Source organism: Nonomuraea sp. NPDC049421, assembly GCF_040677005.1.
GTDB classification, from domain to species: Bacteria; Actinomycetota; Actinomycetes; order Streptosporangiales; family Streptosporangiaceae; genus Nonomuraea; species Nonomuraea salmonea.
In genome coordinates this window covers 394,805-419,148 of the sequence record NZ_JBFAQA010000003.1, presented here as the reverse complement: position 1 = coordinate 419,148, position 24,344 = coordinate 394,805, and the positions used below count along the sequence as shown (strand labels likewise).

At 71.8% G+C, this 24,344-nt stretch carries 25 protein-coding genes; 21 read left to right on the top strand and 4 right to left on the bottom strand.

Annotation, left to right across the window (positions count from 1 at the left end; genetic code table 11):
* Nucleotides 1-60: 60 nt before the first annotated feature.
* On the bottom strand, nt 61-1,047 hold the full coding sequence (locus tag AB0K18_RS08000; protein ID WP_364911488.1) for a COX15/CtaA family protein: 987 nt from the start codon (nt 1,045-1,047) through the stop codon (nt 61-63).
* Between the two features lie 85 nt (nt 1,048-1,132).
* On the opposite strand from AB0K18_RS08000, the gene AB0K18_RS07995 reads away from it, so the two are divergent.
* The 8 genes from AB0K18_RS07995 to AB0K18_RS07960 are packed head-to-tail and all read left to right on the top strand — an operon-like array spanning nt 1,133 to nt 8,559.
* The gene (locus AB0K18_RS07995) at nt 1,133-2,302 is read left to right on the top strand and encodes an FAD-binding oxidoreductase (RefSeq protein ID WP_364911485.1); all 1,170 of its coding nucleotides are present in this window, start codon (nt 1,133-1,135) and stop codon (nt 2,300-2,302) included.
* The gene (locus AB0K18_RS07990; protein ID WP_364911482.1) at nt 2,299-2,541 is read left to right on the top strand and encodes a (2Fe-2S)-binding protein; all 243 of its coding nucleotides are present in this window, start codon (nt 2,299-2,301) and stop codon (nt 2,539-2,541) included. The genes AB0K18_RS07995 and AB0K18_RS07990 overlap by 4 nt, the downstream gene beginning before the upstream one ends.
* Nucleotides 2,538-3,971, top strand: coding sequence for an NAD(P)/FAD-dependent oxidoreductase (locus AB0K18_RS07985; RefSeq protein ID WP_364911479.1), 1,434 nt, complete (start codon nt 2,538-2,540; stop codon nt 3,969-3,971). The genes AB0K18_RS07990 and AB0K18_RS07985 overlap by 4 nt, the downstream gene beginning before the upstream one ends.
* A gap of 19 nt (nt 3,972-3,990) precedes the next feature.
* Entirely contained in the window at nt 3,991-4,884 is an 894-nt protein-coding gene (locus AB0K18_RS07980; protein WP_364911476.1) for a dihydrodipicolinate synthase family protein, read from the top strand.
* Nucleotides 4,881-5,882: a proline racemase family protein gene (locus tag AB0K18_RS07975; protein ID WP_364911473.1), complete on the top strand. Its 1,002-nt coding sequence runs from the start codon at nt 4,881-4,883 to the stop codon at nt 5,880-5,882. The genes AB0K18_RS07980 and AB0K18_RS07975 overlap by 4 nt, the downstream gene beginning before the upstream one ends.
* Before the next feature lie 10 nt (nt 5,883-5,892).
* The gene (locus AB0K18_RS07970) at nt 5,893-6,858 is read left to right on the top strand and encodes a proline racemase family protein (protein WP_364911470.1); all 966 of its coding nucleotides are present in this window, start codon (nt 5,893-5,895) and stop codon (nt 6,856-6,858) included.
* Complete coding sequence (locus AB0K18_RS07965) at nt 6,855-7,877, top strand: ornithine cyclodeaminase family protein (protein WP_364911467.1); 1,023 nt, start codon at nt 6,855-6,857, stop codon at nt 7,875-7,877. The genes AB0K18_RS07970 and AB0K18_RS07965 overlap by 4 nt, the downstream gene beginning before the upstream one ends.
* A gap of 13 nt (nt 7,878-7,890) precedes the next feature.
* The gene (locus AB0K18_RS07960; protein WP_364911464.1) at nt 7,891-8,559 is read left to right on the top strand and encodes a GntR family transcriptional regulator; all 669 of its coding nucleotides are present in this window, start codon (nt 7,891-7,893) and stop codon (nt 8,557-8,559) included.
* 303 nt (nt 8,560-8,862) lie between these two features.
* On the opposite strand, the gene AB0K18_RS07955 is transcribed toward AB0K18_RS07960, so the two are convergent.
* The gene (locus AB0K18_RS07955; RefSeq protein WP_355421843.1) at nt 8,863-9,783 is read right to left on the bottom strand and encodes an EamA family transporter; all 921 of its coding nucleotides are present in this window, start codon (nt 9,781-9,783) and stop codon (nt 8,863-8,865) included.
* 119 nt (nt 9,784-9,902) lie between these two features.
* Here AB0K18_RS07955 and AB0K18_RS07950 point away from each other — a divergent pair, with 119 nt between their 5' ends.
* Nucleotides 9,903-11,099, top strand: a complete 1,197-nt coding sequence (locus AB0K18_RS07950; protein WP_364911460.1) for an MFS transporter — start codon at nt 9,903-9,905, stop codon at nt 11,097-11,099.
* A gap of 3 nt (nt 11,100-11,102) precedes the next feature.
* On the opposite strand, the gene AB0K18_RS07945 is transcribed toward AB0K18_RS07950, so the two are convergent.
* Nucleotides 11,103-11,870 (bottom strand): ABC transporter permease, encoded by a 768-nt coding sequence (locus tag AB0K18_RS07945; RefSeq protein ID WP_364911457.1) that lies wholly within the window; start codon nt 11,868-11,870, stop codon nt 11,103-11,105.
* Nucleotides 11,867-12,796 (bottom strand): ABC transporter ATP-binding protein, encoded by a 930-nt coding sequence (locus AB0K18_RS07940; RefSeq protein WP_364911454.1) that lies wholly within the window; start codon nt 12,794-12,796, stop codon nt 11,867-11,869. The genes AB0K18_RS07945 and AB0K18_RS07940 overlap by 4 nt, the downstream gene beginning before the upstream one ends.
* Before the next feature lie 176 nt (nt 12,797-12,972).
* On the opposite strand from AB0K18_RS07940, the gene AB0K18_RS07935 reads away from it, so the two are divergent.
* The 12 genes from AB0K18_RS07935 to hisG all read left to right on the top strand — a co-directional run bounded on the left by AB0K18_RS07935 (nt 12,973) and on the right by hisG (nt 24,285).
* Entirely contained in the window at nt 12,973-14,277 is a 1,305-nt protein-coding gene (locus tag AB0K18_RS07935; protein WP_364911451.1) for a multidrug effflux MFS transporter, read from the top strand.
* Between the two features lie 92 nt (nt 14,278-14,369).
* Nucleotides 14,370-15,068, top strand: a complete 699-nt coding sequence (locus AB0K18_RS07930; protein WP_355421859.1) for a metalloregulator ArsR/SmtB family transcription factor — start codon at nt 14,370-14,372, stop codon at nt 15,066-15,068.
* Nucleotides 15,065-16,477: a Fe-S cluster assembly protein SufB gene (sufB, locus tag AB0K18_RS07925; protein ID WP_364911446.1), complete on the top strand. Its 1,413-nt coding sequence runs from the start codon at nt 15,065-15,067 to the stop codon at nt 16,475-16,477. Before AB0K18_RS07930 ends, sufB begins: the two co-directional genes overlap by 4 nt.
* Complete coding sequence (gene sufD / locus AB0K18_RS07920) at nt 16,477-17,607, top strand: Fe-S cluster assembly protein SufD (RefSeq protein WP_364911443.1); 1,131 nt, start codon at nt 16,477-16,479, stop codon at nt 17,605-17,607. The genes sufB and sufD overlap by 1 nt, the downstream gene beginning before the upstream one ends.
* A complete protein-coding gene (locus AB0K18_RS07915; protein WP_364911440.1) occupies nt 17,604-17,924 on the top strand; it encodes a non-heme iron oxygenase ferredoxin subunit in 321 nt (106 codons plus the stop codon). The genes sufD and AB0K18_RS07915 overlap by 4 nt, the downstream gene beginning before the upstream one ends.
* A 4-nt stretch (nt 17,925-17,928) precedes the next feature.
* Nucleotides 17,929-18,675 (top strand): Fe-S cluster assembly ATPase SufC, encoded by a 747-nt coding sequence (sufC, locus tag AB0K18_RS07910; RefSeq protein WP_345386094.1) that lies wholly within the window; start codon nt 17,929-17,931, stop codon nt 18,673-18,675.
* Nucleotides 18,672-19,928, top strand: coding sequence for a cysteine desulfurase (locus tag AB0K18_RS07905; RefSeq protein WP_364911437.1), 1,257 nt, complete (start codon nt 18,672-18,674; stop codon nt 19,926-19,928). The genes sufC and AB0K18_RS07905 overlap by 4 nt, the downstream gene beginning before the upstream one ends.
* 2 nt (nt 19,929-19,930) lie before the next feature.
* Nucleotides 19,931-20,371 carry a Fe-S cluster assembly sulfur transfer protein SufU gene (gene sufU / locus AB0K18_RS07900; protein WP_364911434.1) on the top strand — a complete coding sequence of 147 codons (441 nt, stop codon included), beginning with the start codon at nt 19,931-19,933 and terminating at the stop codon, nt 20,369-20,371.
* Entirely contained in the window at nt 20,368-20,727 is a 360-nt protein-coding gene (locus AB0K18_RS07895; RefSeq protein ID WP_364911431.1) for a metal-sulfur cluster assembly factor, read from the top strand. The genes sufU and AB0K18_RS07895 overlap by 4 nt, the downstream gene beginning before the upstream one ends.
* A 303-nt stretch (nt 20,728-21,030) precedes the next feature.
* Complete coding sequence (locus tag AB0K18_RS07890; RefSeq protein ID WP_364911428.1) at nt 21,031-22,848, top strand: DEAD/DEAH box helicase; 1,818 nt, start codon at nt 21,031-21,033, stop codon at nt 22,846-22,848.
* 266 nt (nt 22,849-23,114) lie between these two features.
* Complete coding sequence (locus AB0K18_RS07885) at nt 23,115-23,378, top strand: phosphoribosyl-ATP diphosphatase (protein ID WP_364911425.1); 264 nt, start codon at nt 23,115-23,117, stop codon at nt 23,376-23,378.
* A gap of 61 nt (nt 23,379-23,439) precedes the next feature.
* Nucleotides 23,440-24,285 carry an ATP phosphoribosyltransferase gene (hisG, locus tag AB0K18_RS07880; protein ID WP_364911422.1) on the top strand — a complete coding sequence of 282 codons (846 nt, stop codon included), beginning with the start codon at nt 23,440-23,442 and terminating at the stop codon, nt 24,283-24,285.
* Nucleotides 24,286-24,344 lie beyond the last annotated feature (59 nt).

The window sequence follows — 24,344 nt, the reverse complement described above, 5'->3', positions numbered from 1 at the left end:
CGCACCCCTTCGGAGCCGGGGGAGTGGCGGACATCACCCCTTAAACCCTGGCATATCCGATCAGAGGGCGGCGGCCGTTTCGGTGGGGGAGGGGCTCACGGGGGCGGGCTCGCGGTCGCGGGCCCGCAGCGAGGTGACGACCCGCAGCGCGGCGATCCACACCAGGGTCGAGCCGAGGACGTGCAGCAGCACCAGCATCGCCGGCACGGCGAGGAACCACTGCGTGTAGCCGATCACACCCTGCAGCAGCTCCACCCCGAGCAGGGCGAGGGCGGCCCGCCGGGCCGGACGCGGCGCGTTGGTCACGTGGAGGGCGAACAGCAGCGCGAACGTCAGCCCGACCACGGCGTAGGCGATGTCGGCGTGGAAGCGGGCGATGGCCTCGATGTCGAAGTCGAAGCGGGAGGCCAGCGCGTCGCCCGAGTGCGGGCCGGTGCCGCTGACCCCGACGCCCACCACCAGCAGCACGAACACGGCGGCCAGCAGCACGTGGCCGAGCCGCCTGATGTCGCGGTGGGTGATGCGCCGCACGGGGGCGTCGCCCTCGCCCGAGCGCGCGTAGAGCAGCCAGCAGACCGCGATGAGGCCGCTGGAGATCAGGTAGTGCATGCCGACCGTGAACGGGTTGAGCATGGTGTTGACCACCAGCCCGCCCCACATCGCCTGGGCGACGATGCCGACCGGCTGCAGCCAGGCCAGCCGGACGAGCGAGGTGCGCCTGGGCGCCGTCCGCAGCGCCGCGAGCACGCACGCCACGCCCACCGCCAGCACCAGGAACGTCAGCAGCCGGTTGCCGAACTCCACCGCCATGTTGAGCGGATCGACCTCGGGATGCAGCACGGGGACGAAGCTGTCGGGCGTGCACCGCGGCCAGGTCGGGCAGCCCAGCCCGGAGGCGGTCACGCGCACACCCGCCCCGGTGACCGTGATGCCGGCGTTGACCACCACGGACGCCAGCGCCCATGCCCGCATGGACCGTTCGGTCGGAACCCAGAACGAGCGCAGGAGCCGGGCGAAGGGGTTGGTGCTGTCGGCGGGTAGCTTCACGTCATCGATGGTAGGGGCCGGACCGGGCGGTCCCGCCATCGGCCACCGGACCCGCTGATACGGGCTTCTCAAGCCCTCAAGGTATGTGACATATTACTGGGAGGAGGTGGTGATGTCCGACGTGATCGTCGTCGGCGCCGGAGTCGTGGGCGCGGCCTGCGCCTTTTACGCCGCGCGCGCGGGACTCGACGTGACCGTGATCGACCGCGGGCCCGTGGCCGGCGGCACGACCGGCTCGGGCGAGGGCAACGTCCTGGTCTCCGACAAGGAGCCGGGGCCCGAGCTGGAGCTGGCGGTGCTGTCCAACCGGCTGTGGCGCGAGCTGGCCGGGCACGGCGGGTTCGAGTTCGAGCCCAAGGGCGGGCTCGTCGTCGCCGAGACCGAGAAGGTCATGGTCGCGCTCACCGACCTGGCCGGGCAGCAGGGCGTGGAGCACCTCCTCGTCCCGGCGTCCGGGCTGCGCGACTACGAGCCGCACCTCGCGGACGGGCTGGCCGGCGGGGTCTTCTACCCGCAGGACGCACAGGTCCAGCCCATGCTCGCGGCCGCCACCCTGCTCAGGCACGGCGCCGAGAGCTTCGGCGAGGGGACGCTGCGCCTGCGGCTCGGCGCCCGCGTCACCGGGTTCCTGCGCTCCGGCGACCGGCTCACCGGTGTGCGCACCACCCAGGGCGACGTGCTCGGCGGCGCCGTCGTCAACGCGGCGGGCACCTGGGGCGGCGAGGTCGCCGCGCTGGCCGGGGCCGAGCTGCCGATCCTGCCACGGCGCGGCTTCATCCTCGTCACCGAGCCGCTCAGCGAGCCGCTCATCAGGCACAAGGTCTACACCGCCGCCTACGTCACCAACGTCGCCAGCGACAACGCCGGCCTGGAGACCTCGGCCGTCATCGAGGGCACTCCCGCCGGGACCGTGCTCATCGGGGCCAGCAGGGAACGCGTCGGGTTCGACCGCACCACCTCCGTGCCCGTGCTCGCTCGGCTCGCCCGTCAGGCGGTCGAGTTGTTCCCCGCGCTGGGCGGGATCCGGGCCATCAGGTCCTACTGCGGGTTCCGGCCGTACTGCCCCGACCACCTGCCCGTCATCGGCGCCGATCCGCGCGTACCAGGGCTCTACCACGCCTGCGGGCACGAGGGCGCCGGCATCGGGCTCGCGCCCGCCACCGGGCACCTGCTCGCCCAGTTGCTCACGGGCGAGCGGCCCGCGCTCGACCTGCACCCCTTCCGTCCCGACCGCTTCGCGGAGGAGGCCGCATGACCTTCCACATCACTGTGGATGGCCGGCAGGTGCCGGTCGTGCCCGGCCAGACCATCGGCGCGGCCCTGCACGCGGCCGGGGTGCGGTCGTGGCGCAGCACCCGCTTCGGCGGGCGGCCGCGCGGGCTGTTCTGCGGCATCGGCGTCTGCTTCGACTGCCTCATCTCGGTGAACGGCCGCCCGCCCGAGCGCGCGTGCCTCCTGGAGGCGGCTCCCGGGGACGAGGTGACGACGGCGTGACCAGGCCATCGACCGACGGCACCGTGCTCGGCGGCGGGGTTCCCGACGGCGGGACATACGACCTCGTGGTGATCGGCGGCGGCCCCGCGGGGGTGGCAGGAGCCCTCACGGCGGCCCTGGCCGGCCTGCGCGTGGCCCTGCTGGACTCCGGCCTCCGACTCGGCGGCCAGTACTTCCGCCACACCGCCGCCGAGGAGACCGGGGGGAAGGTCTCGCCCGACCTCGCCCGGTTCCTGCGCCAGGCGCGGGCCCTGGAGACGCGCGCCGACGTGTTGCTGCGCCACCAGGTCTGGAACGTCTCCCGCGAACCCGGCGGCGACTTCCTCGTGCACTGCGCCACGCGCGGCACCGATGGGGAGCGCGTTGTCGAGGTGCGTGGCCGGCGGTTGCTGATCGCGACCGGTGCGCATGATCGGCCGTTGCCGTTCCCCGGGTGGGACCTGCCCGGGGTGCTGACCGCCGGTGGTGCGCAGGCGCTGCTCAAGGGGGCCGGGGTCGTCGCGGGGCGGCGGATCGTGGTGTCCGGTACCGGGCCGTTCCTGTTGCCGGTCGCCGCCGGGCTGGCCGCGGCCGGGGCGCGGGTGCTCGGTGTGCACGAGGCCAACGGCGGGCTCGGGCTGGCCAGGCATCCTCTGCGGGCCCTGGGCAAGGCGGGCGAGGCCGCCGGGTACGCCGCCGCACTGGCCCGGCATCGGGTGCCGTACCGGACCAGACAGGCGGTCGTGGCCGCGCACGGCGAGCGCGAGGTCCAAGCCGTCACCGTGGCCAGGCTCGACGCCGATTGGAACGTGCTGGCCACCCGCGTCGTCGAGTGCGACACCGTGGCCGTGGGCTACGGGTTCGTGCCGCAGATCGAGCTGGGCACCCAGCTCGGCTGCGCGAGCAGGCACGACGTGGACGGCAGCCCCGTGCTCGACGTGGACGTCGCCCTGCGCACCAGCGTCCCCGGCGTCTGGGCGGCCGGCGAGCCCACCGGCGTGGCCGGATGGCGGCCCGCCGAGCTGGAGGGCCGCATCGCCGGCCACGCCGTCGCCACCGCCGCCGGCCGTTCCGCCGACGACGGTGTTCCCGCGGTGCTGTTGCGGCGGCGGGAGCGGGCGCGGGGGTTCGGGGCGGCGTTGCAGGAGGCGTATCCGGTCAAGGCGGGGTGGCGTACCTGGTTGCGCGACGACACGCTCGTGTGCCGGTGCGAGGAGGTGCCGCTGGCGCGCGTACGCGAGGCGCAGGAGCTCGGCGCCACCGACGCCCGCGCCGTCAAGCTCCTGGCCCGCCCCGGCATGGGCTGGTGCCAGGGCCGCATCTGCGGTTACGCCGTCTCCTGCCTGGCCGGGGAACCGCCGCAGCCGCCGCGCCGCCCGATCGCCCAGCCGGTGACGCTGGGCGCGCTGGCCGAGCTCACCACCGACCCCGACGAGCGCCCCGCTCACTGACCCCTGGAGGACTGCCCCGATGGACAACCGCAGCAAGCCCTGGCACGGCATCATGGTCGCCACCGCGCTGCCCCTGCGCGACGACCTGTCGGTCGACTACGGCCGCTACGCCGAGCACTGCGCCTGGCTGGTCGAGCACGGCTGCGACGGCGTCGTGCCGAACGGCTCGCTCGGCGAATACCAGACGCTCACCCACGACGAGCGGGCCAAGGCGATCGAGACCGCCGTCGAGACCGTGGGCGGCGCGCGGGTGATGGCCGGGGTCGGCGCGTATGGCGCGGCCGAGTCGCGCCGCTGGGCGGAGCAGGCGGCCGAGGCCGGCTGCGGCTCGGTGCTGCTGCTGCCGCCCAACACCTACCGGGCCGACGAGCGGGCCGTCCTGGAGCACTACGCGCAGGTCGCCGAGGCAGGCATCCCGGTCGTGGCCTACAACAACCCCTACGACACCAAGGTCGACCTGACCCCCGCGCTGCTCGCCAGGCTGCACGAGGAGGGGCTCATCGTGGCGATCAAGGAGTTCTCCGGGGACGTGCGGCGGGCGTACGAGATCGCCGAGCTGGCCCCCGAGCTCGACCTGCTGATCGGCTCCGACGACGTGCTGCTGGAGCTGGCGATCGCGGGCGCGAAGGGGTGGATCGCCGGCTACCCGAACGCGCTGCCCGAGTCGAGCGCCGCACTCTACCGGGCGGCGGTGGCGGGCGACCTGGAGACGGCGCTGCCCCTCTACCGCAGCCTGCACCCGCTGCTGCGCTGGGACTCCAAGACCGAGTTCGTGCAGGCCATCAAGCTGTCGATGGACGTGGCGGGCCGGCACGGCGGCCGGTGCAGGCCGCCCAGGCAGCCGCTCACCGACGAGCAGGCCGCTATCGTGCGGGCGGCGACCGAGAAGGCACTGGCAGAAGGGCTGCGATGAGGACAAAGCGCGTTTTCCACGCCGTCGACTCCCACACCGAGGGCATGCCGACCCGCGTCATCACCGGCGGCATCGGCGTCATCCCCGGCGCGAGCATGGCCGAGCGGCGCGTCTACTTCCGCGACCACCTCGACCACATCCGCACCCTGCTCATGACCGAGCCGCGCGGCCACTCGGCCATGAGCGGCGCCATCCTGCAGCCGCCCACCAGGCCGGACGCGGACTTCGGGGTGCTGTTCATCGAGGTGTCGGGGCTGCTGCCGATGTGCGGCCACGGCACCATCGGGGTGGCGACCGTGCTGGTCGAGACCGGCATGGTGGAGGTCGTCGAGCCGGTCACCACCGTACGTCTGGAGGTGCCCGCCGGGCTCGTCGAGGTGGACGTCGAGGTCGAGGACGGCATGGCCATGTCGGTGACGCTGCGCAACGTGCCGTCCTACTGCGACCGGCTGGACGCCAAGGTGAGCGTGCCGGGGTTCGGGGAGATCCCGTACGACCTGGCCTACGGCGGCAACTTCTACGCCATCGTCAACCTCGACCACTACGGCCTGCCGTTCGACCGCGCAGCCAAGAACGAGATCATCGCCGCCGGCCTGGCCACCATGGAGGCGATCAACGCGGCCGACGAGCCGGTGCACCGTGAGGACGACCGCATCCGCGGCTGCCACCACGTCTATTTCGCCGCGCCGGGCTCCGACGCCACGCACTCCCGGCACGCCATGGCCATCCACCCCGGCTGGTTCGACCGCTCGCCGTGCGGCACCGGCACCAGCGCGCGCATGGCGCAGCTGCACGCACGCGGCGAGCTGGAGACCGGGAAGGAGTTCGTGAACGAGTCGTTCATCGGCACCCGGTTCATCGGCCGGGTGCTGGAGGAGACCGAGGTGGGCGGGCGGCCCGCGATCCTGCCCTCGATCACCGGGCGCGCCTGGATCACCGGCACCGCCCAATACTTCCTCGACCCTCGCGACCCGTTCCCCGCCGGCTTCGAGCTGTGAGGACGCCGCGATGATCACGGCCGTCGACTACCACACGGGCGGTGAGCCGTTCCGCGTCGTCACCGGCGGGGTGCCCGAGATCGCCGGCTCCGGCGTGCTCGACCGGCGCACCACGGCGATGGCCGAGTTCGACGACGTGCGGCGGCTGCTGTGCAACGAGCCGCGCGGTCACGCCGACATGTACGGCTGCTTCCTGGTGCCGCCCGACGACCCGGGCGCGCAGCTGGGTGCGCTGTTCTGGCACAAGGACGGCTTCTCCACCGCGTGCGGGCACGGCACGATCGCGCTGGGCGCGTACGCGGTGCACGAAGGGCTGGTCGAGGCTCCGGCCGACGGGGTGACCGACGTGGTGGTGGACGTGCCGTCGGGGCGGGTCACCGCCCGCGTACGCACCGCCGCCGGCCGCGTCGAGGCCGTCACCTTCGTCAACGTGCCCTCCTTCGTCCTGGCCAGAGGCGTGCCCGCCGGGGACGTCCTGGTGGATCTCGCGTACGGCGGCGCCGTCTACGCCTCGCTGCCCGCCGCCGGCCTCGGCCTGACCGTCGAGCCGCGGCACCTGGGCGCGCTCATCGAGCACGCCCGCCGCATCAAGGCCGCGCTGGCCGGCCACCCCGCCACCCGGCACCCGTCGGACGAGCGGCTCTCCGGCGTGTACGGCGTGATCTTCCACGAGGACCTGCCCGACCTGGACGGCGTACGGCACCAGCGCAACGTCACCGTCTTCGCCGACGGCGAGGTGGACCGCTCGCCCTGCGGCTCCGGCACGGCCGCCCGCATGGCGCTGCTGCACGACGCCGACGGGACCGCGACGCTGGTGCACGAGAGCGTCGTGGGCAGCGTCTTCACCGCCCGTGTGGGGGCCACGACCAGCGACGGCGTGGTGGCGGAGATCGACGGCACGGCGTACAGGACGGGCCGGCACATCTTCGAGCTCGACCCCGCCGACCCGTTCCCGACCGGATTCACGCTCCGATGAGCGCGCCGACGGGTGGGTTGCCCTATCTCGACGCGGCCACCGTCGAGCGGCTGGTGCCCATGGGGCGGGCCGTGGCGGTGCTGGAGGAGGCGTTGCTGGCCGGGCTCGATCCGGAGGCGACGCCGCAGCGGCCGGTCGTGGACGTGGCCGCGGGGCAGCTGCTGCTGATGCCCGCCGCCACCCGGCGGTACGCGGGCGTCAAGGTCGTGAGCATCGCGCCAGGCAACCCGGAGCGCGGGCTGCCCCGGATCCAGGGGACGTACCTGCTGTTCGACGGCGACACCCTGGCGCCGCTCGCCGCCCTGGACGGGATCGCGCTGACCTCGCTGCGCACGCCCGCCGTCTCGGCCCTGGCCGTCCGGCACCTGGCCGAGGAGGGGGCGCGGCGGCTGGTGGTGTTCGGCAGCGGGCCGCAGGCGTACGGGCACGTCGCGGCCCTGCGCGAGGTGCGGCCCGTCGAGGAGGTCACGGTGGTCGGCCGCGACGCCGCCCGCGCCGAGGCGCTCGCCGCCCACTGCCGCGCCCAGGGCCTCACCGCCCGCGCCCTGACCAACCGCGCCCTGACCAACCGCGCCCTGACCAACCGCGCCCTGACCAACCGCGAGGCCGCGCCCGCGGGCCCTGCCGCCGGCCCGGCGGCGGAGGCCGTCGCCGGGGCTGATCTGGTCGCGTGCTGCACCACCGCCAGGACCCCCCTGTTCCCCGGTAAGCTCGCCCGCGACGGTGTCACCGTCGTCGCCGTCGGCTCCCACGAGCCCGGCGCCCGCGAGCTCGACGACGACCTGGTCGCGCGCGCCACCGTGGTCGTCGAGGCGAGGGCGGCCGCCCTGGAAGAGGCGGGAGACCTCCTCGTGCCGATCGGCCGGGGTACGATCACCTCTCGCCATCTCGCCGGTAACCTCGCCGACCTGATCGCCGGAAGGGTGGTCGCGGGTCCGGGGCCGCGCGTGTTCAAGAGCACCGGCATGGCGTGGGAGGACCTCGTGGTCGCGGCAGCCGCTTACGAGGCGTGGACATAGAAGGGATGGGCGGATGACTGCCGACGACCGGCTGGATCTGCCGATGGTGGGAGAGCGCCAGAGCCTGCGCGAGCAGGTGGCGCACGCGTTGCGGGCCGCGCTGATCACGGGTGAGATGCGCCCCGGCGTGGTCTACTCCGCGCCGGTGCTGGCCGCCCAGTTCGGCGTCTCGGCGACGCCCGTCCGCGAGGCGATGCTCGACCTGGCCAAGGAGGGCCTGGTCGAGGCGGTGCGCAACAAGGGCTTCAGGGTGACCGAGCTGTCCGACCGCGACCTCGACGAGCTGACCGAGATCCGCCAGCTCATCGAGGTGCCGACGGTCTCGCGGCTGGCCGACAGCTCGCGGGCGGAGGAGTTCGAGCGGCTGCGGCCCGTCGCCGAGGAGATCGTCTCGGCCAGCGAGCGGGGCGACCTGCTCGCGTACGTGGACGCCGACCTGCGCTTCCACGTCGAGCTGCTGTCGCTGAGCGGCAACGCGCACCTGGTGTCGGTGGTCCGCGACCTGCGCAACAGGGCCAGGCTGTACGGCCTGTCGCAGCTGTCGGAGCGCGGCACGCTGACCGACTCGGCCAGGGAGCACCTGCAACTGCTCGACGCGCTCAAGAGCGGCGACGGCAAGGCGGTCGGGCACCTGATGGCCGAGCACATCGGCCACGTTCGAGGCATCTGGGCAGAACACTGAGCCGGGAACCGAACGGGAACAGAACGCTGCACTGACCGCAAGTTCCGACATTCACGGATCGAGCACTCCCCGATAGGGGTAATCTCGATGCGGGCCGCCAGAGCGGCGAACGCCGGCGGGCCCACCATTCTCGTCCACGACGGATGCGGTCACCCCGCATCCGCTGATGGCGCATGCCTGGTCAAGCGGACTCCCGCACTCCGCTGACCTTCCCGGGCTCGGCACACCCCGCCCACCGAGCCGAGCCCACCGCCGCGCGCCCGAGAGACCCCATCCCACGGGCGCGCGGCGGAACCTTCGTGACTATCCCCGGGCCCGGCTCGTCCTGGTCGAGCCGAGGCTGGCGGCCACGATGCACACGATCGCCGCCCACTGCTGCGCGTGCAGGATCTCGCCGAGCACCAGCACGCCGATCAGCGCCGCCGCGGCCGGCTCCATGCTCATGAGGATGCCGAAGACGTGCTTGGGCATCCGCCGCAGCGCCTGCAGCTCCAGCGAGTAGGGGATCACCGACGACAGCAGCCCCACGCCGAGCCCGATGAGCAGCAGCTCGGGCTGCAGCAGGTCGGCGCCGCCGGTGGTGACGCCGACGGGCGCGATCACCACGGTGGAGACGATCATCGCGAACGCGAGCCCGCTCGTCCCGGGGAAGCGCCGCCCGGCGGCGGCCGACAGCAGGATGTACGCCGCCCAGAACACCCCCGCCATCAGCGCGAACGCGATGCCGAGCCAGCTCACTGTGTCGGACTCGCCCCAGGGCGCCAGCAGCACCACACCGGCGCCCGCCAGCCCGACCCACAGCAGGTCGATGCGCCGCCGGGAGGCCGCCACGGCGACGCCGAGCGGCCCGAGGAACTCGATCGCCACCGCGATGCCCATCGGCAGCCGCGCGAGCGCCTCGTAGAAGACGAGGTTCATGAGCGCGAGCGTGATGCCGAACCCGGCGCCCACCGCCCAGTCACGCCAGGAGAGCCCCCTCAGCCTGGGCCGGACGAACGCCCCCATGATGAGCGCCCCCGCCGCGATGCGCAGGAACACCACCGCGCTCGGCGGCAGCACCCCGAACAGCTCCTTGGCGAACCCGGCGCCCAGCTGCACCGAGAAGATGCCGAGCAGCACGAGCCCCGTGGGCGGGATCGAGTCGGCGGCGCTGCGCAGCAGGTTGCCGGCGCCGCTCAGGCGGGATCCGCGGTCGAGCGGATCATCGAGGGCGAAGTCGGTCACGGAACTCCTCGGTGGTGCGGGACAACCGTCTGAGCTTACCCAGGTCAGGCGACATTCCCTGTCTGAGGTGGTACGACTGACATCTGGCTCATATTTCCGGACAAAACCACCAGGGATCGATGAAAGCCCCCACTCCGCCGGTGAACCTCGCCCGGCCGCCGCTGGCCCTGTCCGTGTCCTCCTTCGTCAGCAGCTTCGACCGGTTCGCGGTGAGCCCCATGCTCGTGCTCATCGCCGCCGACCTGGACGTCCCGCTGTCCGCCTCCGTCACCGCCGCCAGCGGCTACTACCTGGCGTACGGGCTGACCCAGCCCCTGTGGGGCCTGCTGTCCGACCGGTTCGGGCGGGTGCGGGTGATGCGCTGGGCGCTGTTCGGCGCCGCGGCCGCGGGCGCGGTCTCCGCGCTGATGCCGGTGCTGTGGGCGCTGGTGCTGGCCAGGGTCGTCACGGGCGCGTGCTTCGGCGCGGTCATCCCGACGGGCCTGACGTACGTGGGGGACACCGTCGCGCCCTCCGTACGCCAGCGCGCGCTCACCGACCTCATGGCCGCCGCCGCGCTCGGCACGGCGCTGGCCACCGGGCTCGGCGGGATCGTGGCGGGGTTCGTGGACTGGCGGGTGGCGTTCACCGTACCGGCGGTGTGCGCGCTGGTCTGCGCCCTCGCGCTGCGCTCGCTGCCCGAGCCGCCCGCGCACGCGGGAGCGGGCAGGGGCGTCGCCGGGCATCTGGGGGCGGTGCTCGGGCAGCGGTGGGCGCTGCTGGTGTTCGGGCTGGCGTTCGCCGAAGGGGCCATCATGCTGGGCGCGATGCCGTTCCTCGCCACCGCGCTGCAGCACACCGGGCTGGCCGCCGCCGTGGCGGGCCTGGCCATCACCGCGTACGGGCTGGGCCTCTGGGGCTTCTCACGCCTGGTCAAGACGCTCTCGGGACGCTGGCCCGCACGCGTGCTCATGCTGGTCGGCGGCGCGCAGCTGTGCCTCGGGTTCGCCCTGGTGAGCGTGCACGTCAACGTGCCGCTGGTGGCCGTCACCGCGCTGCTGCTCGGCGGCGGCTGGTCGTTCCTGCACTCCTCGCTGCAGACCTGGGCCACCTCGGTCGTGCCCGAGGCCAGGGGGACCACGATCGCGTTCTTCGCCTGCGCCTTGTTCGTCGGCAGCGCGGTCGCGTCGTGGGCGGCGGGCCCGCTCGCCGAGGACGGACGGTACGCGCTGCTGTTCGGCCTGGCCGCGGCGGCCGCCGTGCCGCTGACGGCGGTGGCCGTGCTCAGCCGCCGCCGCTACGGCGCCCTGCGCGCCGCCACGGAAACAGGTGTCTGAGCGTCACTCCCAGCGAAACGTCCGCGAGACCAGCCCCAGCGACAGCACCGCCCACGCGGCGAGCACCGCGAGCGGCACGAGCGGGAGCGCGGCGCCGTCGGCGAGCACCGAGCGCAGGCCGCCGGTCAGCGCCCCGATGGGCAGGGCCTCCAGCACCGGCCGCACCCCCTCGGGGAACGCGCGCAGCGGGAACATCACCCCGCCCACCCCCAGCAGCACCAGGTAGACCAGGTTGGCGGCGGCCAGCGTGGCCTCGGCCCGCAGCGTGCCCGCCATGAGCAGCCCCAGCCCGCTGAAGGCCGCCGTGCCCGCCACGATCAGCAGCGCCGCGCCCAGGAACGACCCGTGCGGCCGCCAGCCCAGCGCCAGCCCCACGGCCACGATCACCACGGCCTGCACCAGCTCGACGCCGACCACGGCCGCGGTCTTGGCCAGCATCAGCCCGCTCCTGGACAGCGGCGTCGCGCCCAGCCGCTTGAGCACGCCGTAGCGGCGCTCGAAGCCGGTGGCGATGGCCTGCCCGGTGAAGGCGGTGGACATGACAGCCAGCGCCAGCACCCCCGGCACCAGGAAGTCGACCCGCCGGCCGCCGCCCACGTCGATCAGCGGCGCCAGCGAGAAGCCGGTCAGCAGCAGCACGGGGATGATGAGCGTCAGCAGCAGCTGCTCGCCGTTGCGCAGCGTGGCCCGCATCTCCGCGCCGGCCTGCGCCAGCACCATGCGCGGGAACGGCGCCGCGCCGGGCGCGGGCGTGAAGTCGAGCGCGGTCATCGCAGCTCCTTGCCGGTCAGCTCGAGGAAGACGTCTTCGAGGGTGCGCCGCTCGATGCGCAGGTCGTCGGCCGTGACGCCCTCGGCCGCGCACCAGGCGGTGACCGTCGCCAGCAGTTCGGGCCCGACCAGGCCCTCGATGATGTAGTGGCCGGCCGGCGACTCCTTGGCCGCGCTGCCCGTGGGGAGCGCGTTGAGCAGCTCTTCCAGCGCCAGCCCTGGACGCGCCCTGAACCGCAGCTGCCGCTCGGCCCCGGTCAGCGAGGCCGGGCTGCCCTCGGCGACCACGCGGCCCCTGTCGATGATGACGACGTGGTCGGCCAGCCGCTCGGCCTCGTCCATGTGGTGGGTGGTGAGCACGACCGACACCCCCGCGCCGCGCAGCTCGCCGACGAGGTCCCAGCACGCGTGGCGGGCCTGCGGGTCGAGGCCGGCCGTCGGCTCGTCGAGGAAGACCAGCTCGGGACGCCCGATGACGGCCGCGGCCAGCGACAGCCGCTGCTGCTGCCCGCCGGACAGCCGCCGGAACGGGGTGCGGGCGTGCTCGGTCAGCCCCAGCCGCGCGAGCAGCGCGCCGGGGTCGAGCGGACGGGCGTAGAAGCGGGCGACCAGGCGCAGCCACTCGGCGCAGCGCGTGGCCGGCGGCACGCCACCGGCCTGCGGCATGATGCCGACGCGGGCGCGCAGCTCGGGCCGCGTCGGGGCGAGGCCGAGCACCTTGACCGTGCCGCCGTCGGCGCTGCGGAACCCCTCACAGATCTCCACGGTGGACGTCTTGCCCGCGCCGTTGGGGCCGAGGACCGCGGTGACCTCGCCGCGTTCGGCCCGGAAGGTGAGGCCGTCGACGGCCGTGGTGGCGCCGTAGCGTTTGACCAGGCCGGCGACCTCGACGGCCGGTTGCCGTGGCTCGGCGGCTCGGGATTCCATGGCCACGAGTTTAGGGACTCCACGGGGCGGTTCGCCGCGCAGGTGAGAGCGCCGTCGCGTGCGGCTCTTGCGAAAAGTCAGGAAATATCAGATAACCGGGAATTAGGAGGACCGGAACACCGTTCCTACACCTCGGCCCTCGGGGGCCAGCGCCGACGAGGGAGAGGGGAACACGCATGTCCGTGGCCGAAGCCGCCACGTCCGCAGCATCGTCCGTCACCACACCCGCAGCACCGGGTTCAGCACAGAACGCAGCAGGTCCAGCAGGCACGGCCGTCCCGCAGGAGCGGAGGAGCCGCCGCGGACTGCTGCTGCTGATCCTCGGCGCGCTGTCGGCGATCGGCCCGCTGTCCATCGACATGTACCTCCCCGCGCTGCCCGCCATCACCTCCGAGATGCTGAGCGCGCCCGCGCAGGTGCAGCTCACCTTGACCGCCTGCCTCATCGGCGTGTCCGTCGGCCAGGTGGTCGCCGGGCCGCTCAGCGACGTGCGCGGGCGGCGGGTGCCGCTGATGATCGGCGTCGCCGGGTTCATGGCCGCCTCGCTGCTGTGCGCGTTCGCGACCTCGGTGCCCGCCCTCATCGTCTTCCGGCTGCTGCAGGGCGTGCTGGGCGGCGCCGCGCTGGTCATCGTGCGCGCGGTCGTGCGCGACCTGTACGACGGCGCCGCCATCGCCCGCATCTTCGCCACGCTGATGCTGGTCAGCGGTCTCGCGCCGATCCTCGCCCCGATCGCGGGGGCGCAGCTGCTGGCGTTCACGTCGTGGCGCGGGGTGTTCGTGGCGCTCAGCCTCGCGGGCCTCGTGCTGCTGGTGGCCGTGCTGGCCGGTGTGCGCGAGACCCTGCCGGCGGGACAGCGCGAGGCCGGCGGGCTCAAGCACACCGTGCGCACGTTCTGGCAGCTCCTGCGCGACCGTACGTTCATGGGCTTCGCCCTGACCGGTGGCCTGGCGTTCGGCGCGATGTTCGGCTACATCTCCGGCTCGCCGTTCGTCCTCCAGGAGGTGTACGGCGCCACGCCCCAGCAGTACTCGCTCATCTTCGGGCTCAACGCCCTGGCGCTGACCATCACCGCGCAGGTCGGCGGCCGGCTGTCGGGGCGGGTACCGCCCGTCCTGCTGGTCCGCATCGGCCTGGCCATCTCGCTGGCGGGCGCGGTGACGCTGCTGACCGCCGCGCTGGCCGACCTCGGCCTGTGGGGCGTGGTGGCGGGCCTGTTCGTCATCATGCTCGGCCAGGGCCTGACCCTGCCCGGCACCGGCGCGCTGGCGCTCGGCTCCCAGCCCGCCCAGGTCGCGGGCAGCGCCTCGGCGCTGACCGGCGTGCTGCAGTTCGCGCTGGGCGCGGCCGCCGCCCCGCTGGTCGGACTTGCCGGATCCGGCTCCGCGCTGCCCATGGCATGTGTCATGCTCGGGCTCTTCCTGTGCTCGGCGCTGTCGTTCACGATCCTGGGCCGGGCAAAGGCGACAAAAGTTAGGTAAGCCTACCCTGCGTGACAAATTCCATTCCCGCCCCTGCTCAGATCCGTTTGTGCACCGGGAAGGAATTACGGCACACTGATGTTGTGAAAAACATGTCCACGATGGAGCCAGGCAGCGAGCGCGGCACGCGCGCCCGTGTCGCCAGGCTGATCCTGGAGCATGGTCCCATCGCGGCCGCCGCCCTGGGCGAGCGGCTCGGGCTCACGCCCGCCGCCGTCCGGCGTCACCTCGACGCCCTGGTGGCCGAGGGGATGATCGAGCCTCGCACGATCCGCCCGCGCGGTCAGCGCGGGCGCGGGCGGCCGGCCAAGCTGTTCGCGATCACCGATGCGGGGCGCAGTGCCTTCGAGCACGCCTATGACGACCTGGCAGGGAGCGCGCTGCGATTCCTGGCCCGGCGCATGGGAGAGGAAGCCGTGTCCGACTTCGCCCGCGAGCAGGTGGCGAGCCTGCTCCAGCGGCTGGAGCCGGCCATGCGGACGGTGCCCGCGGACCAGCGCGTGCAGATGCTGGCGCAGGCTCTGTCGGCGGAGGGGTACGCCGCCTCGGCCACCAAGGCCAAGTCCGGCGGCGACCAGCTCTGCCAGCACCACTGCCCGGTGGCTCACGCGGCCGCGGAGTTCCCGCAGCTGTGCGAGGCCGAGACGGAGGCGTTCGCGCAGCTGCTCGGCACCCCGGTGCAACGCCTGGCCACGATCGCCCACGGCGACGGGGTGTGCACCACGCACGTTTCCCCCCAGTCCCTGGCCGATTCCGCACATAAAGACAAGAGCAAGGAGACCGGAAGGTGACTGTCACCGACCGCCCGGAGCTGGAAGGCCTCGGGAATTACAAGTTCGGCTGGGCCGACCCGGATGCCGCGGGTGCGGCGGCCAAGCGAGGCCTGTCCGAGGAGGTCGTCCGCAACATCTCCGGGCTCAAGGACGAGCCGGAGTGGATGCTCGACCTTCGCCTGAAGGGCCTCCGCCTGTTCGACAAGAAGCCGCTGCCGACGTGGGGCTCCGACCTCACCGACATCGACTTCGACAACATCAAATACTTCGTGCGCTCGACCGAGAAGCAGGCCGCTTCCTGGGACGAGCTGCCCGCCGACATCAAGAACACCTACGACAAGCTCGGCATCCCCGAGGCGGAGAAGCAGCGCCTCATCGCCGGCGTCGCGGCCCAGTACGAGTCCGAGGTCGTCTATCACAAGATCCGTGAGGACCTCGAGGAGAAGGGTGTCATCTTCGTCGACACCGACACGGGCCTGCGCGAGCACGAGGACATCTTCAAGGAGTACTTCGGCTCGGTGATCCCGGTGGGCGACAACAAGTTCGCCGCGCTCAACACCGCCGTGTGGTCCGGTGGCTCGTTCATCTACGTGCCGCCGAACGTCGAGGTCGAGATCCCGCTGCAGGCCTACTTCCGGATCAACACCGAGAACATGGGCCAGTTCGAGCGGACCCTGATCATCGTCGACGAGAACAGCTACGTCCACTACGTCGAGGGCTGCACCGCGCCGATCTACTCCTCCGACTCGCTGCACAGCGCGGTCGTCGAGATCGTCGTGAAGAAGAACGCCCGCTGCCGTTACACGACCATCCAAAACTGGTCCAACAACGTCTACAACCTGGTCACCAAGCGCGCCGTCGCCTACGAGGGCGCGACCATGGAGTGGATCGACGGCAACATCGGCTCCAAGGTCACGATGAAGTACCCGGCCGTCTACCTCATGGGCGAGCACGCCAAGGGCGAGACGCTGAGCGTCGCGTTCGCCGGCGAGGGCCAGCACCAGGACGCCGGCTCGAAGATGGTGCACCTGGCGCCCAACACCAGCTCCAGCGTCATCTCCAAGTCGGTGGCGCGCGGCGGCGGCCGCACCTCCTACCGCGGTCTCGTGCAGATCGAGGAGGGCGCCCACGGCAGCGCCAGCACCGTCAAGTGCGACGCCCTGCTGGTCGACCAGATCAGCCGCTCCGACACCTACCCCTACGTCGACGTCCGCGAGGACGACGTCTCGATGGGCCACGAGGCCACGGTCTCCAAGGTCAGCGAGGACCAGCTGTTCTACCTCATGAGCCGCGGGCTCGACGAGGACGAGGCGATGGCGATGATCGTGCGCGGCTTCGTGGAGCCGATCGCGCGTGAGCTGCCCATGGAATACGCGCTCGAGCTCAACCGGCTGATCGAGCTGCAGATGGAAGGAGCCGTCGGCTGATGGGCCTGAACGAGAAGCCCCTGTCGACCCTGCACGAGAAGTCGTCCTTCGACCTGGCCGACTTCGACGTCCCGACGGGTCGCGAGGAGTCGTGGCGCTTCACGCCGCTCTCCCGCCTGAAGGGCCTGCACAACGGCAAGGCCGAGCCGGCCGGCCACGTCCGCGTCGACGTCGAGGCGGCGCCCGAGGTGACCGTCGAGACGGTCGGCCGCGACGACGCCCGCCTCGGCACGTCGTTCGTGCCGTCCGACCGGGTCAGCGCCCAGGCCTGGACCAGCTTCGAGAAGGCCACCGTCATCACGGTGCCGCGCGAGGCCGTCACCTCCAGGCCGACCGTGCTGACGCTGACCGGCGAGCAGGCCGTCGCCGCCGGCGCCGCCTACGGCCACATCGTGGTCAAGGTCGAGCCGCTGGCCGAGGCCGTGCTCGTGCTCGACCACAAGGGCAGCGCCGTCTACGCCGACAACATCGAGTTCGTCGTCGGCGAGGGCGCCAGCCTCAAGGTCGTCAGCCTCCAGGACTGGAACGACGACGCGGTCCACGTCTCGGCCCACCACGCCCAGCTCGCCAAGGACGCGACGTTCCGCAGCTTCGTGGTGACGCTCGGCGGCGACCTCGTACGCCTGTCGCCCAGCGTCTCCTACACCGCCGCGGGCGGCGACGCCGACATGTCGGGCGTCTACTTCGTGGACGCCGGGCAGCACCTCGAGCACCGCCTGCTGGTCGACCACTCGCAGCCCAACTGCAAGAGCAACGTCGACTACCGCGGCGCGCTGCAGGGCGAGGAGGCGCACGCCGTCTGGATCGGCGACGTCATCATCAGGGTCGAGGCCGAGGGCACCGACACCTACGAGCTCAACCGCAACCTCATCCTCACCGACGGCGCCCGCGCCGACTCGGTGCCCAACCTCGAGATCCTCACCGGCGAGGTCGCCGGCGCGGGGCACGCCTCCGCCTCCGGCCGCCTCGACGACGAGCACATCTTCTACCTCCAGGCCCGCGGCATCCCGCACGACGAGGCCCGCAGGCTGGTCGTGCGCGGCTTCCTCGGCCAGCTGGTCGAGAAGATCGAGATCGAGGAGATCCGTGAGCGCGTCATGAACGCCCTGGAGGCGGAGCTCGCGCGATGAGCGGTTTCGAGAAGGTGTGCAAGCTCGCCGACATCCCCGAAGACGGGGTCATCGGCGTCGAGGTCGGTGAGACCCCGGTCGCGCTCGTGCGCAAGGGCGGCGACGTCTTCGCCCTGCACGACATCTGCTCCCACGCCGAGGTCAAGCTCAGCGAGGGCGAGGTCTACGACGGCACGCTGGAGTGCTGGCTGCACGGCTCGTGCTTCGACATCCGCACGGGCAAGCCCACCGGACCTCCCGCGACCCGCCCAGTCAACGTCTACACAGTGAAGATCGACGGCGATGACGTCCTCGTCTCGCTCTCGAAGGAGTCCTAAGCACATGTCCACCCTTGAGATCCGTGACCTGCAGGTCGCCGTCGAGGACAAGGAAATCCTGCGCGGCGTCAACCTGACCGTGAAGGCCGGCGAGACCCACGCCATCATGGGCCCCAACGGCTCGGGCAAGTCGACGCTCGCCTACGCGATCGCCGGTCATCCCAAATACACGATCACCGGCGGCCAGGTGCTGCTCGACGGCGTGGACCTGCTGGAGCTGTCGGTCGACGAGCGGGCCCGCGCGGGCCTGTTCCTGGCCATGCAGTACCCGGTCGAGGTCCCCGGCGTGTCGGTCTCGAACTTCCTGCGCTCGGCCGTCACCGCCGTGCGCGGCGAGGCGCCGAAACTGCGCGAGTTCGCCAAGGACCTGAAGAACGGCATGGACGCGCTGTCCATCGACCCGGCCTTCGCCCAGCGCAACCTCAACGAGGGCTTCTCCGGCGGCGAGAAGAAGCGCCACGAGATCCTCCAGATGGAGCTGCTCAAGCCGAAGATCGCGGTGCTCGACGAGACCGACTCCGGCCTCGACGTCGACGCGCTGCGCGTGGTGTCGGAGGGCATCAACCGCTTCCGCGCCTCCGGCGAGACCGGCGTGCTCCTCATCACCCACTACACCCGCATCCTGCGCTACGTGAAGCCGGACTTCGTCCACGTCTTCGCGGCGGGCCGCATCGTCGAGGCGGGCGGGCCCGAACTGGCCGAGAAGCTCGAGGCCGAGGGCTACGAGCAGTACACGAAGGCATCTGCATGACTTCCACCAGCTTCGATGTGGAGAAGATCAGGAAGGATTTCCCGGTCTTCTCCCGCGAGCTGCCCGACGGGCGTCCGCTCGTCTATCTCGACTCGGGCAACTCCTCACAGAAGCCCAACCAGGTCATCGAGACCATGCGGGAGCACCTGGCGCTGCACTACAGCAACGTCGGGCGCGCCATGCACGTGCTGGGCGCCGAGTCCACCGACGCCTACGAGGGAGCCCGCGACAAGGTGGCGGGCTTCATCGGGGCGCCGGCACGCGAGGAAGTGGTCTTCACCAAGAACGCCTCCGAGGCGCTCAACCTGCTGGCCTACTCCTTCGGCAACCCCGCCAACACCGACCCCCGCTTCACGCTGGGGCCGGGCGACGAGATCGTCGTCTCGGAGATGGAGCACCACTCCAACATCGTGCCGTGGCAGCTGCTCGCGCAGCGCACGGGCGCGACGCTGAAGTGGTTCGGCGTCACCGGCGACGGCCGGCTCGACTACGACCCCGCGCTCATCACCGAGCGCACCAAGGTCGTCTCCATCGCCCACCAGTCGAACGTGCTCGGCACGATCAACCCGGTGGCCCAGGTGGCGCGGCGGGCTCACGAGGTGGGCGCGCTGCTCGCGCTCGACGCCTCCCAGTCCGTGCCGCACCACCGCACCGACGTGACCGCGCTGGGCGCCGACTTCGTGGCCTTCACCGGCCACAAGATGGTCGGCCCCTCGGGCATCGGCGTGCTGTGGGGGCGGGCCGAGCTGCTCGAGGCGATGCCGCCGTTCCTGGGCGGCGGCGAGATGATCGAGGCGGTCTGGATGGACCGCTCGACGTACGCGCCGATCCCGCACAAGTTCGAGGCGGGCACGCCGCCCATCGTCGAGGCCATCGGGCTCGGCGCGGCGGTCGACTACCTCACCGAGGTCGGCATGGACGCCATCGAGGAGCACGAGCGCGCCCTGACGGCCTACGCCCTCGAGGCGCTGCGCGAGCTGCCCGGGCTGCGCGTCATCGGCCCTGAGACGCTGGAGGAGCGCGGGGGCACGGTGTCGTTCACGCTGGAGGGCATCCACCCGCACGACGTGGGGCAGATCCTGGACGACACGTTCGGGGTCGCCGTACGCGTCGGGCACCACTGCGCGCGGCCGCTGCACCTGCGTTTCGGAATACCGGCGACCACGCGGGCGTCTTTCTACCTGTACAACACCACGGGCGAGATCGACGCCCTGGTGCGCGGCCTCCATCACGTTCAGAAGGTGTTCGCATAGCCATGATCGGCGAGTCGATGTACCAGGAGCTGATCCTGGAACACTACAAGCACCCGCAGGGGCGGGGGCTGCGCGAGCCGTACGACGCCGAGGTTCACCACGTGAACCCGACGTGCGGCGACGAGATCACGCTCAGGGTCAAGGTGGACGACGCCGGCAAGATCCTCGACGTCTCCTACGACGGCCAGGGCTGCTCCATCAGCCAGGCCGCCGCCTCCGTGCTGCACGAGCTGGCCACCGGCTCGACGGTCCAGGAGACGCTGTCCGTGGTCGACGAGTTCACCCGGCTGATGCAGGGCAGGGGACAGGTGGAGGCCGACGAGGACGTCCTCGGCGACGCGGTCGCGTTCGCGGGCGTGGCCAAGTTCCCGGCGCGTGTCAAATGCGCGTTGCTTTCTTGGATGGCCTACAAGGATGCGGTTGTGAGGAGCGCTGCCCAATGAGCAAGCCAGTGGAGACGCCGACCGATTTCGACGGCGAGACGAGTGCCGACGAGGTCATGGAAGCCCTCAAGGACGTCGTCGACCCCGAGCTCGGCATCAACGTCGTCGACCTGGGCCTGATCTACGGGCTCAACCTCGACCCGGCCGACGGCGGCAAGCCCGTCGCCACCATCGACATGACGCTGACCAGCGCCGCCTGCCCGCTGACCGACGTCATCGAGGACCAGGCGCATTCCGCGCTCGACGGCATGGTGTCCGACGTGAAGATCAACTGGGTCTGGCTGCCGCCGTGGGGCCCTGACAAGATCACTGACGAGGGGCGCGAGCAGCTCCGTATGCTAGGCTTCAACGTCTGATCTTTTCCGCTGTCACGGCTGGCGTAAAGCGTCAGCCGTTTCAGCGTGCAATAGCGTTTCCGGAAAGTCCGGGCGCGTCCCGGGGGAATATCCGATAACATCCCCGGCGTTGGTAACAGATGTACCTGACGTCTCATCGCGCGTCTCACACCGCCTGCGGCCGGTGCCAGGTATGTCCCCCCTCCTCTTCCCGCCCCCATGACGGCGGGTGCCCTTAACCAGTGCGGCCCCGCCGCATGCCTTGGCTCGTCCTTTCGCAGAAGTGACGTGCCACTTCGACGGAAAGGCACGACTTTCGTGACCATGCTTGACGCTGTCATGCCCACGCTCGACGACACCACGATCGAGCCGGGCCCGTCCGAATTCGAGCTGCTCGGCCTGCCGAAGCCGCTCGTCAACGGGCTGGCCAAGCTGGGCTTCGACAGCCCGTTCCCCATTCAGAGCGCGACGATCCCCGACGTGCTCGCCGGCCATGACGTGCTCGGCCGCGGCCAGACCGGCTCCGGCAAGACGCTCGCCTTCGGCCTGCCCACCATGGCCCGCATCGCCGGCGTGAAGCCCGCCCCAGGGCGGCCCCGCGCGATGATCCTCGTGCCCACCCGTGAGCTCGCGCTCCAGGTGCACGACGCCCTCGAGCCTCTCGGCCGCGGCCTCGGGCTGCGCATGAAGGTCGTCGTCGGCGGCATGTCGATGGGCAAGCAGATCGAGGCGCTGCGGCGCGGCGTCGACATCGTCATCGCCACCCCCGGCCGTCTCGGCGACCTCATCAGGCAGGGCGAGTGCTCGCTCGGCGACGTCGAGGTGAGCGTCCTCGACGAGGCCGACCACATGTGCGACCTCGGCTTCTTCCCCGTCGTCACCGACCTGCTCGGGCAGACCCCGTCCGACGGCCAGCGGCTGCTGTTCTCCGCCACGCTCGACGGCGACGTCGACAAGCTGGTGCAGCGCTTCCTGAAGAACCCCATCACCCACTCCGTGGCCCCCGCGACCTCCCCGGTCGACACCATGGAGCACCACGTCGTGCAGGTGACGCGCGACGACAAGTTCGACGTCACGGCCGAGATCGCCAACCGCGAGGGCCGTACGATCATCTTCGTCCGCACCCAGCACGGCGTCGACCGGCTGTGCAAGCAGCTCGCCAGGGTCGGCGTCAAGGCCGGCGGCCTGCACGGCGGCAAGCGCCAGAACCAGCGCACTCGCATCCTGTCGGAGTTCCGCGAGGGCTCCGTCAACGTGCTGGTCTGCACCGACGTCGCCGCCCGCGGCATCCACGTCGACAACATCAGCCTGGTGCTGCACGTCGACCCGCCGCAGGACCACAAGAGCTACCTGCACCGGGGCGGCCGCACGGCGCGCGCCGGCGAGAAGGGCACCGTGGTGACGCTGGTGCTGCCCAACGAGCGCCGCTCGACCGACGCGCTCACCCGCAGGGCCGGCATCCACCCGTTCCGTCTCAAGGCCACGCCGGGCCACCCGCGCCTCGCCGAGGTGGCCGGGGCCCGCACGCCGAGCGGCGAGTCCATCCCCGTGTGGGAGCCCGACGTCCGCAAGCCGCTGCGCCCGCGCCGCGACGGCGGCACCTCCGAGCGCCGTGGCCGCCGCGGCCGCCGCGACTTCGACGGTGAGCGCCGCCCGCGCCGCCACGAGGACGGCGAGCGGTCGTTCGGCGACGACCGGCGTCCGCGCCGTGAGTTCGACGGTGAGCGCAGGCCCCGCCGCGAGATCGACGGCAACCGCGCGCCGCGCCGCCACGACGGCGACCGGCCGTTCAGCGCTCCGTCCGACGAGCGCCGCCCGCACCGGCACGGTGAGGGTGAGCGGCCGTTCGGGCGCTCGCAGGAGCCCCGCACGTTCAGCGACGACCGTAGGCGCGAGGGGCGCGGCGGCCGGGGCGGCTACCGCTCCGACGACCGCCCGCTGCGCCAGGACGACCGTGGCCCGCGTTACGGCTCCGACCGTGGCCGCCCGTTCTCGGGTGACCGCGACCGCGGCTACCGTTCCGACGACCGGCCCGCCGGTTACCGCTCCGACGACCGTCCCGGGGGTTACCGCTCCGGGCGTACCGACGAGCGCGGCAACGGCGGCTACCGCCGCAACTCCGGCCGCCGCTACGAGCGCTGACCGGTTCTGATGCACGAACATCGCCCGCCGCACCCCCGAGGTGCGGCGGGCGTCGTGCTTTCCTGGTCAGCCCTTGAGGCCGCGCTGCCCGCCGCCGTCGTTCGTCGCATCAAGGACCGTCATCTCTCGCCGTCTGACAGCCGTCCGATGTGTCCGGACTCATGACCAGGTGATGACGGTCGTCTCGCGTGGCGGACGCCGGGCGGCGTCACCCCGTGACGCAGACTAGGCTTAGCAGGCACGCCAGCCGAACGACGAGAGAGACCATGAAGACCTTCGAAGAGCTGTTCGCCGAGCTGTCAGAGAAGGCCAGGACCCGGCCCGCGGGCTCGGGCACCGTGGCCGCGCTCGACGCCGGCGTCCATGCCATCGGCAAGAAGGTCGTCGAGGAGGCCGCCGAGAGCTGGATGGCGGCCGAACACGAGTCAGACGACAGGGCAGCGGAAGAGATCTCGCAGCTCCTCTACCACGTCCAGGTGCTCATGATCGCCAGAGGCATCGGCCTCGACCAGGTCTACAAGCATCTCTAGGGCGCCCCGGCGCCCGGCCACCGCGGAGAGACAATGAGAGCGAGACACGTAAGGACCTGACATGCTGCGTCTGGCAGTACCGAACAAGGGCGCGCTCAGCGAGGGCGCCCAGAGCATGCTCAAAGAGGCCGGCTACCGGTCGCGCAGAGACAGCAAGGAGCTCGTCGTCGTCGACGAGGCCAACGGCTGCGAGCTGTTCTTCCTGCGTCCCAGAGACATCGCCGTCTACGTCGGCGAAGGCACCCTCGACGTCGGCATCACCGGCCGCGACATGCTGATCGACTCCGGCGCGCCGGTCGAGGAGATCATGCCGCTCGGCTTCGGCGGCTCCACCTTCCGGCTGGCCGCCGCCTCGGGGGCGATGACCTCGGTCGCCGACCTCGACGGCCGCCGCATCGCCACCGCCTATCCCGGCCTGCTCGACAAATACCTGTCCGACCAGGGCGTCGACGCCCGGGTCATCAAGCTCGACGGCGCCGTCGAGACCGCCATCAGGCTCGGTGTCGCCGACGCCATCGCCGACGTCGTCGAGACCGGCACCACGCTGCGCAACGTCGGGCTCGAGGTGTTCGGCGAGCCGATCATGCGCTCCGAGGCCGTGCTCATCAAGCGGCAGGGCGCGCCGGAGTCGCCCGGCGCGGGCCAGCTCGTCCGCCGCTTCCAGGGCGTCGTGCACGCCCGCGACTTCGTGATGATGGACTACGACATCCGCGCCGAGCGCATCGAGGAGGCCATCGCGCTCACTCCCGGCATGGAGGGGCCGACGGTCTCGCCGCTGCACCGCGAGGGCTGGGTCGCCGTGCGGGCCATGGTCCGCCGCAAGGGCCACCAGCAGGTGATGGACCAGCTCTGGGACATCGGCGCGCGGGCCATCCTGGTCACCGACATCTACGCCTGCCGCCTCTGATCTGACAAATGTCACGGCGAAGGCCGGAGGGAACGCACTGCCGTCCCCACCGGCCACGC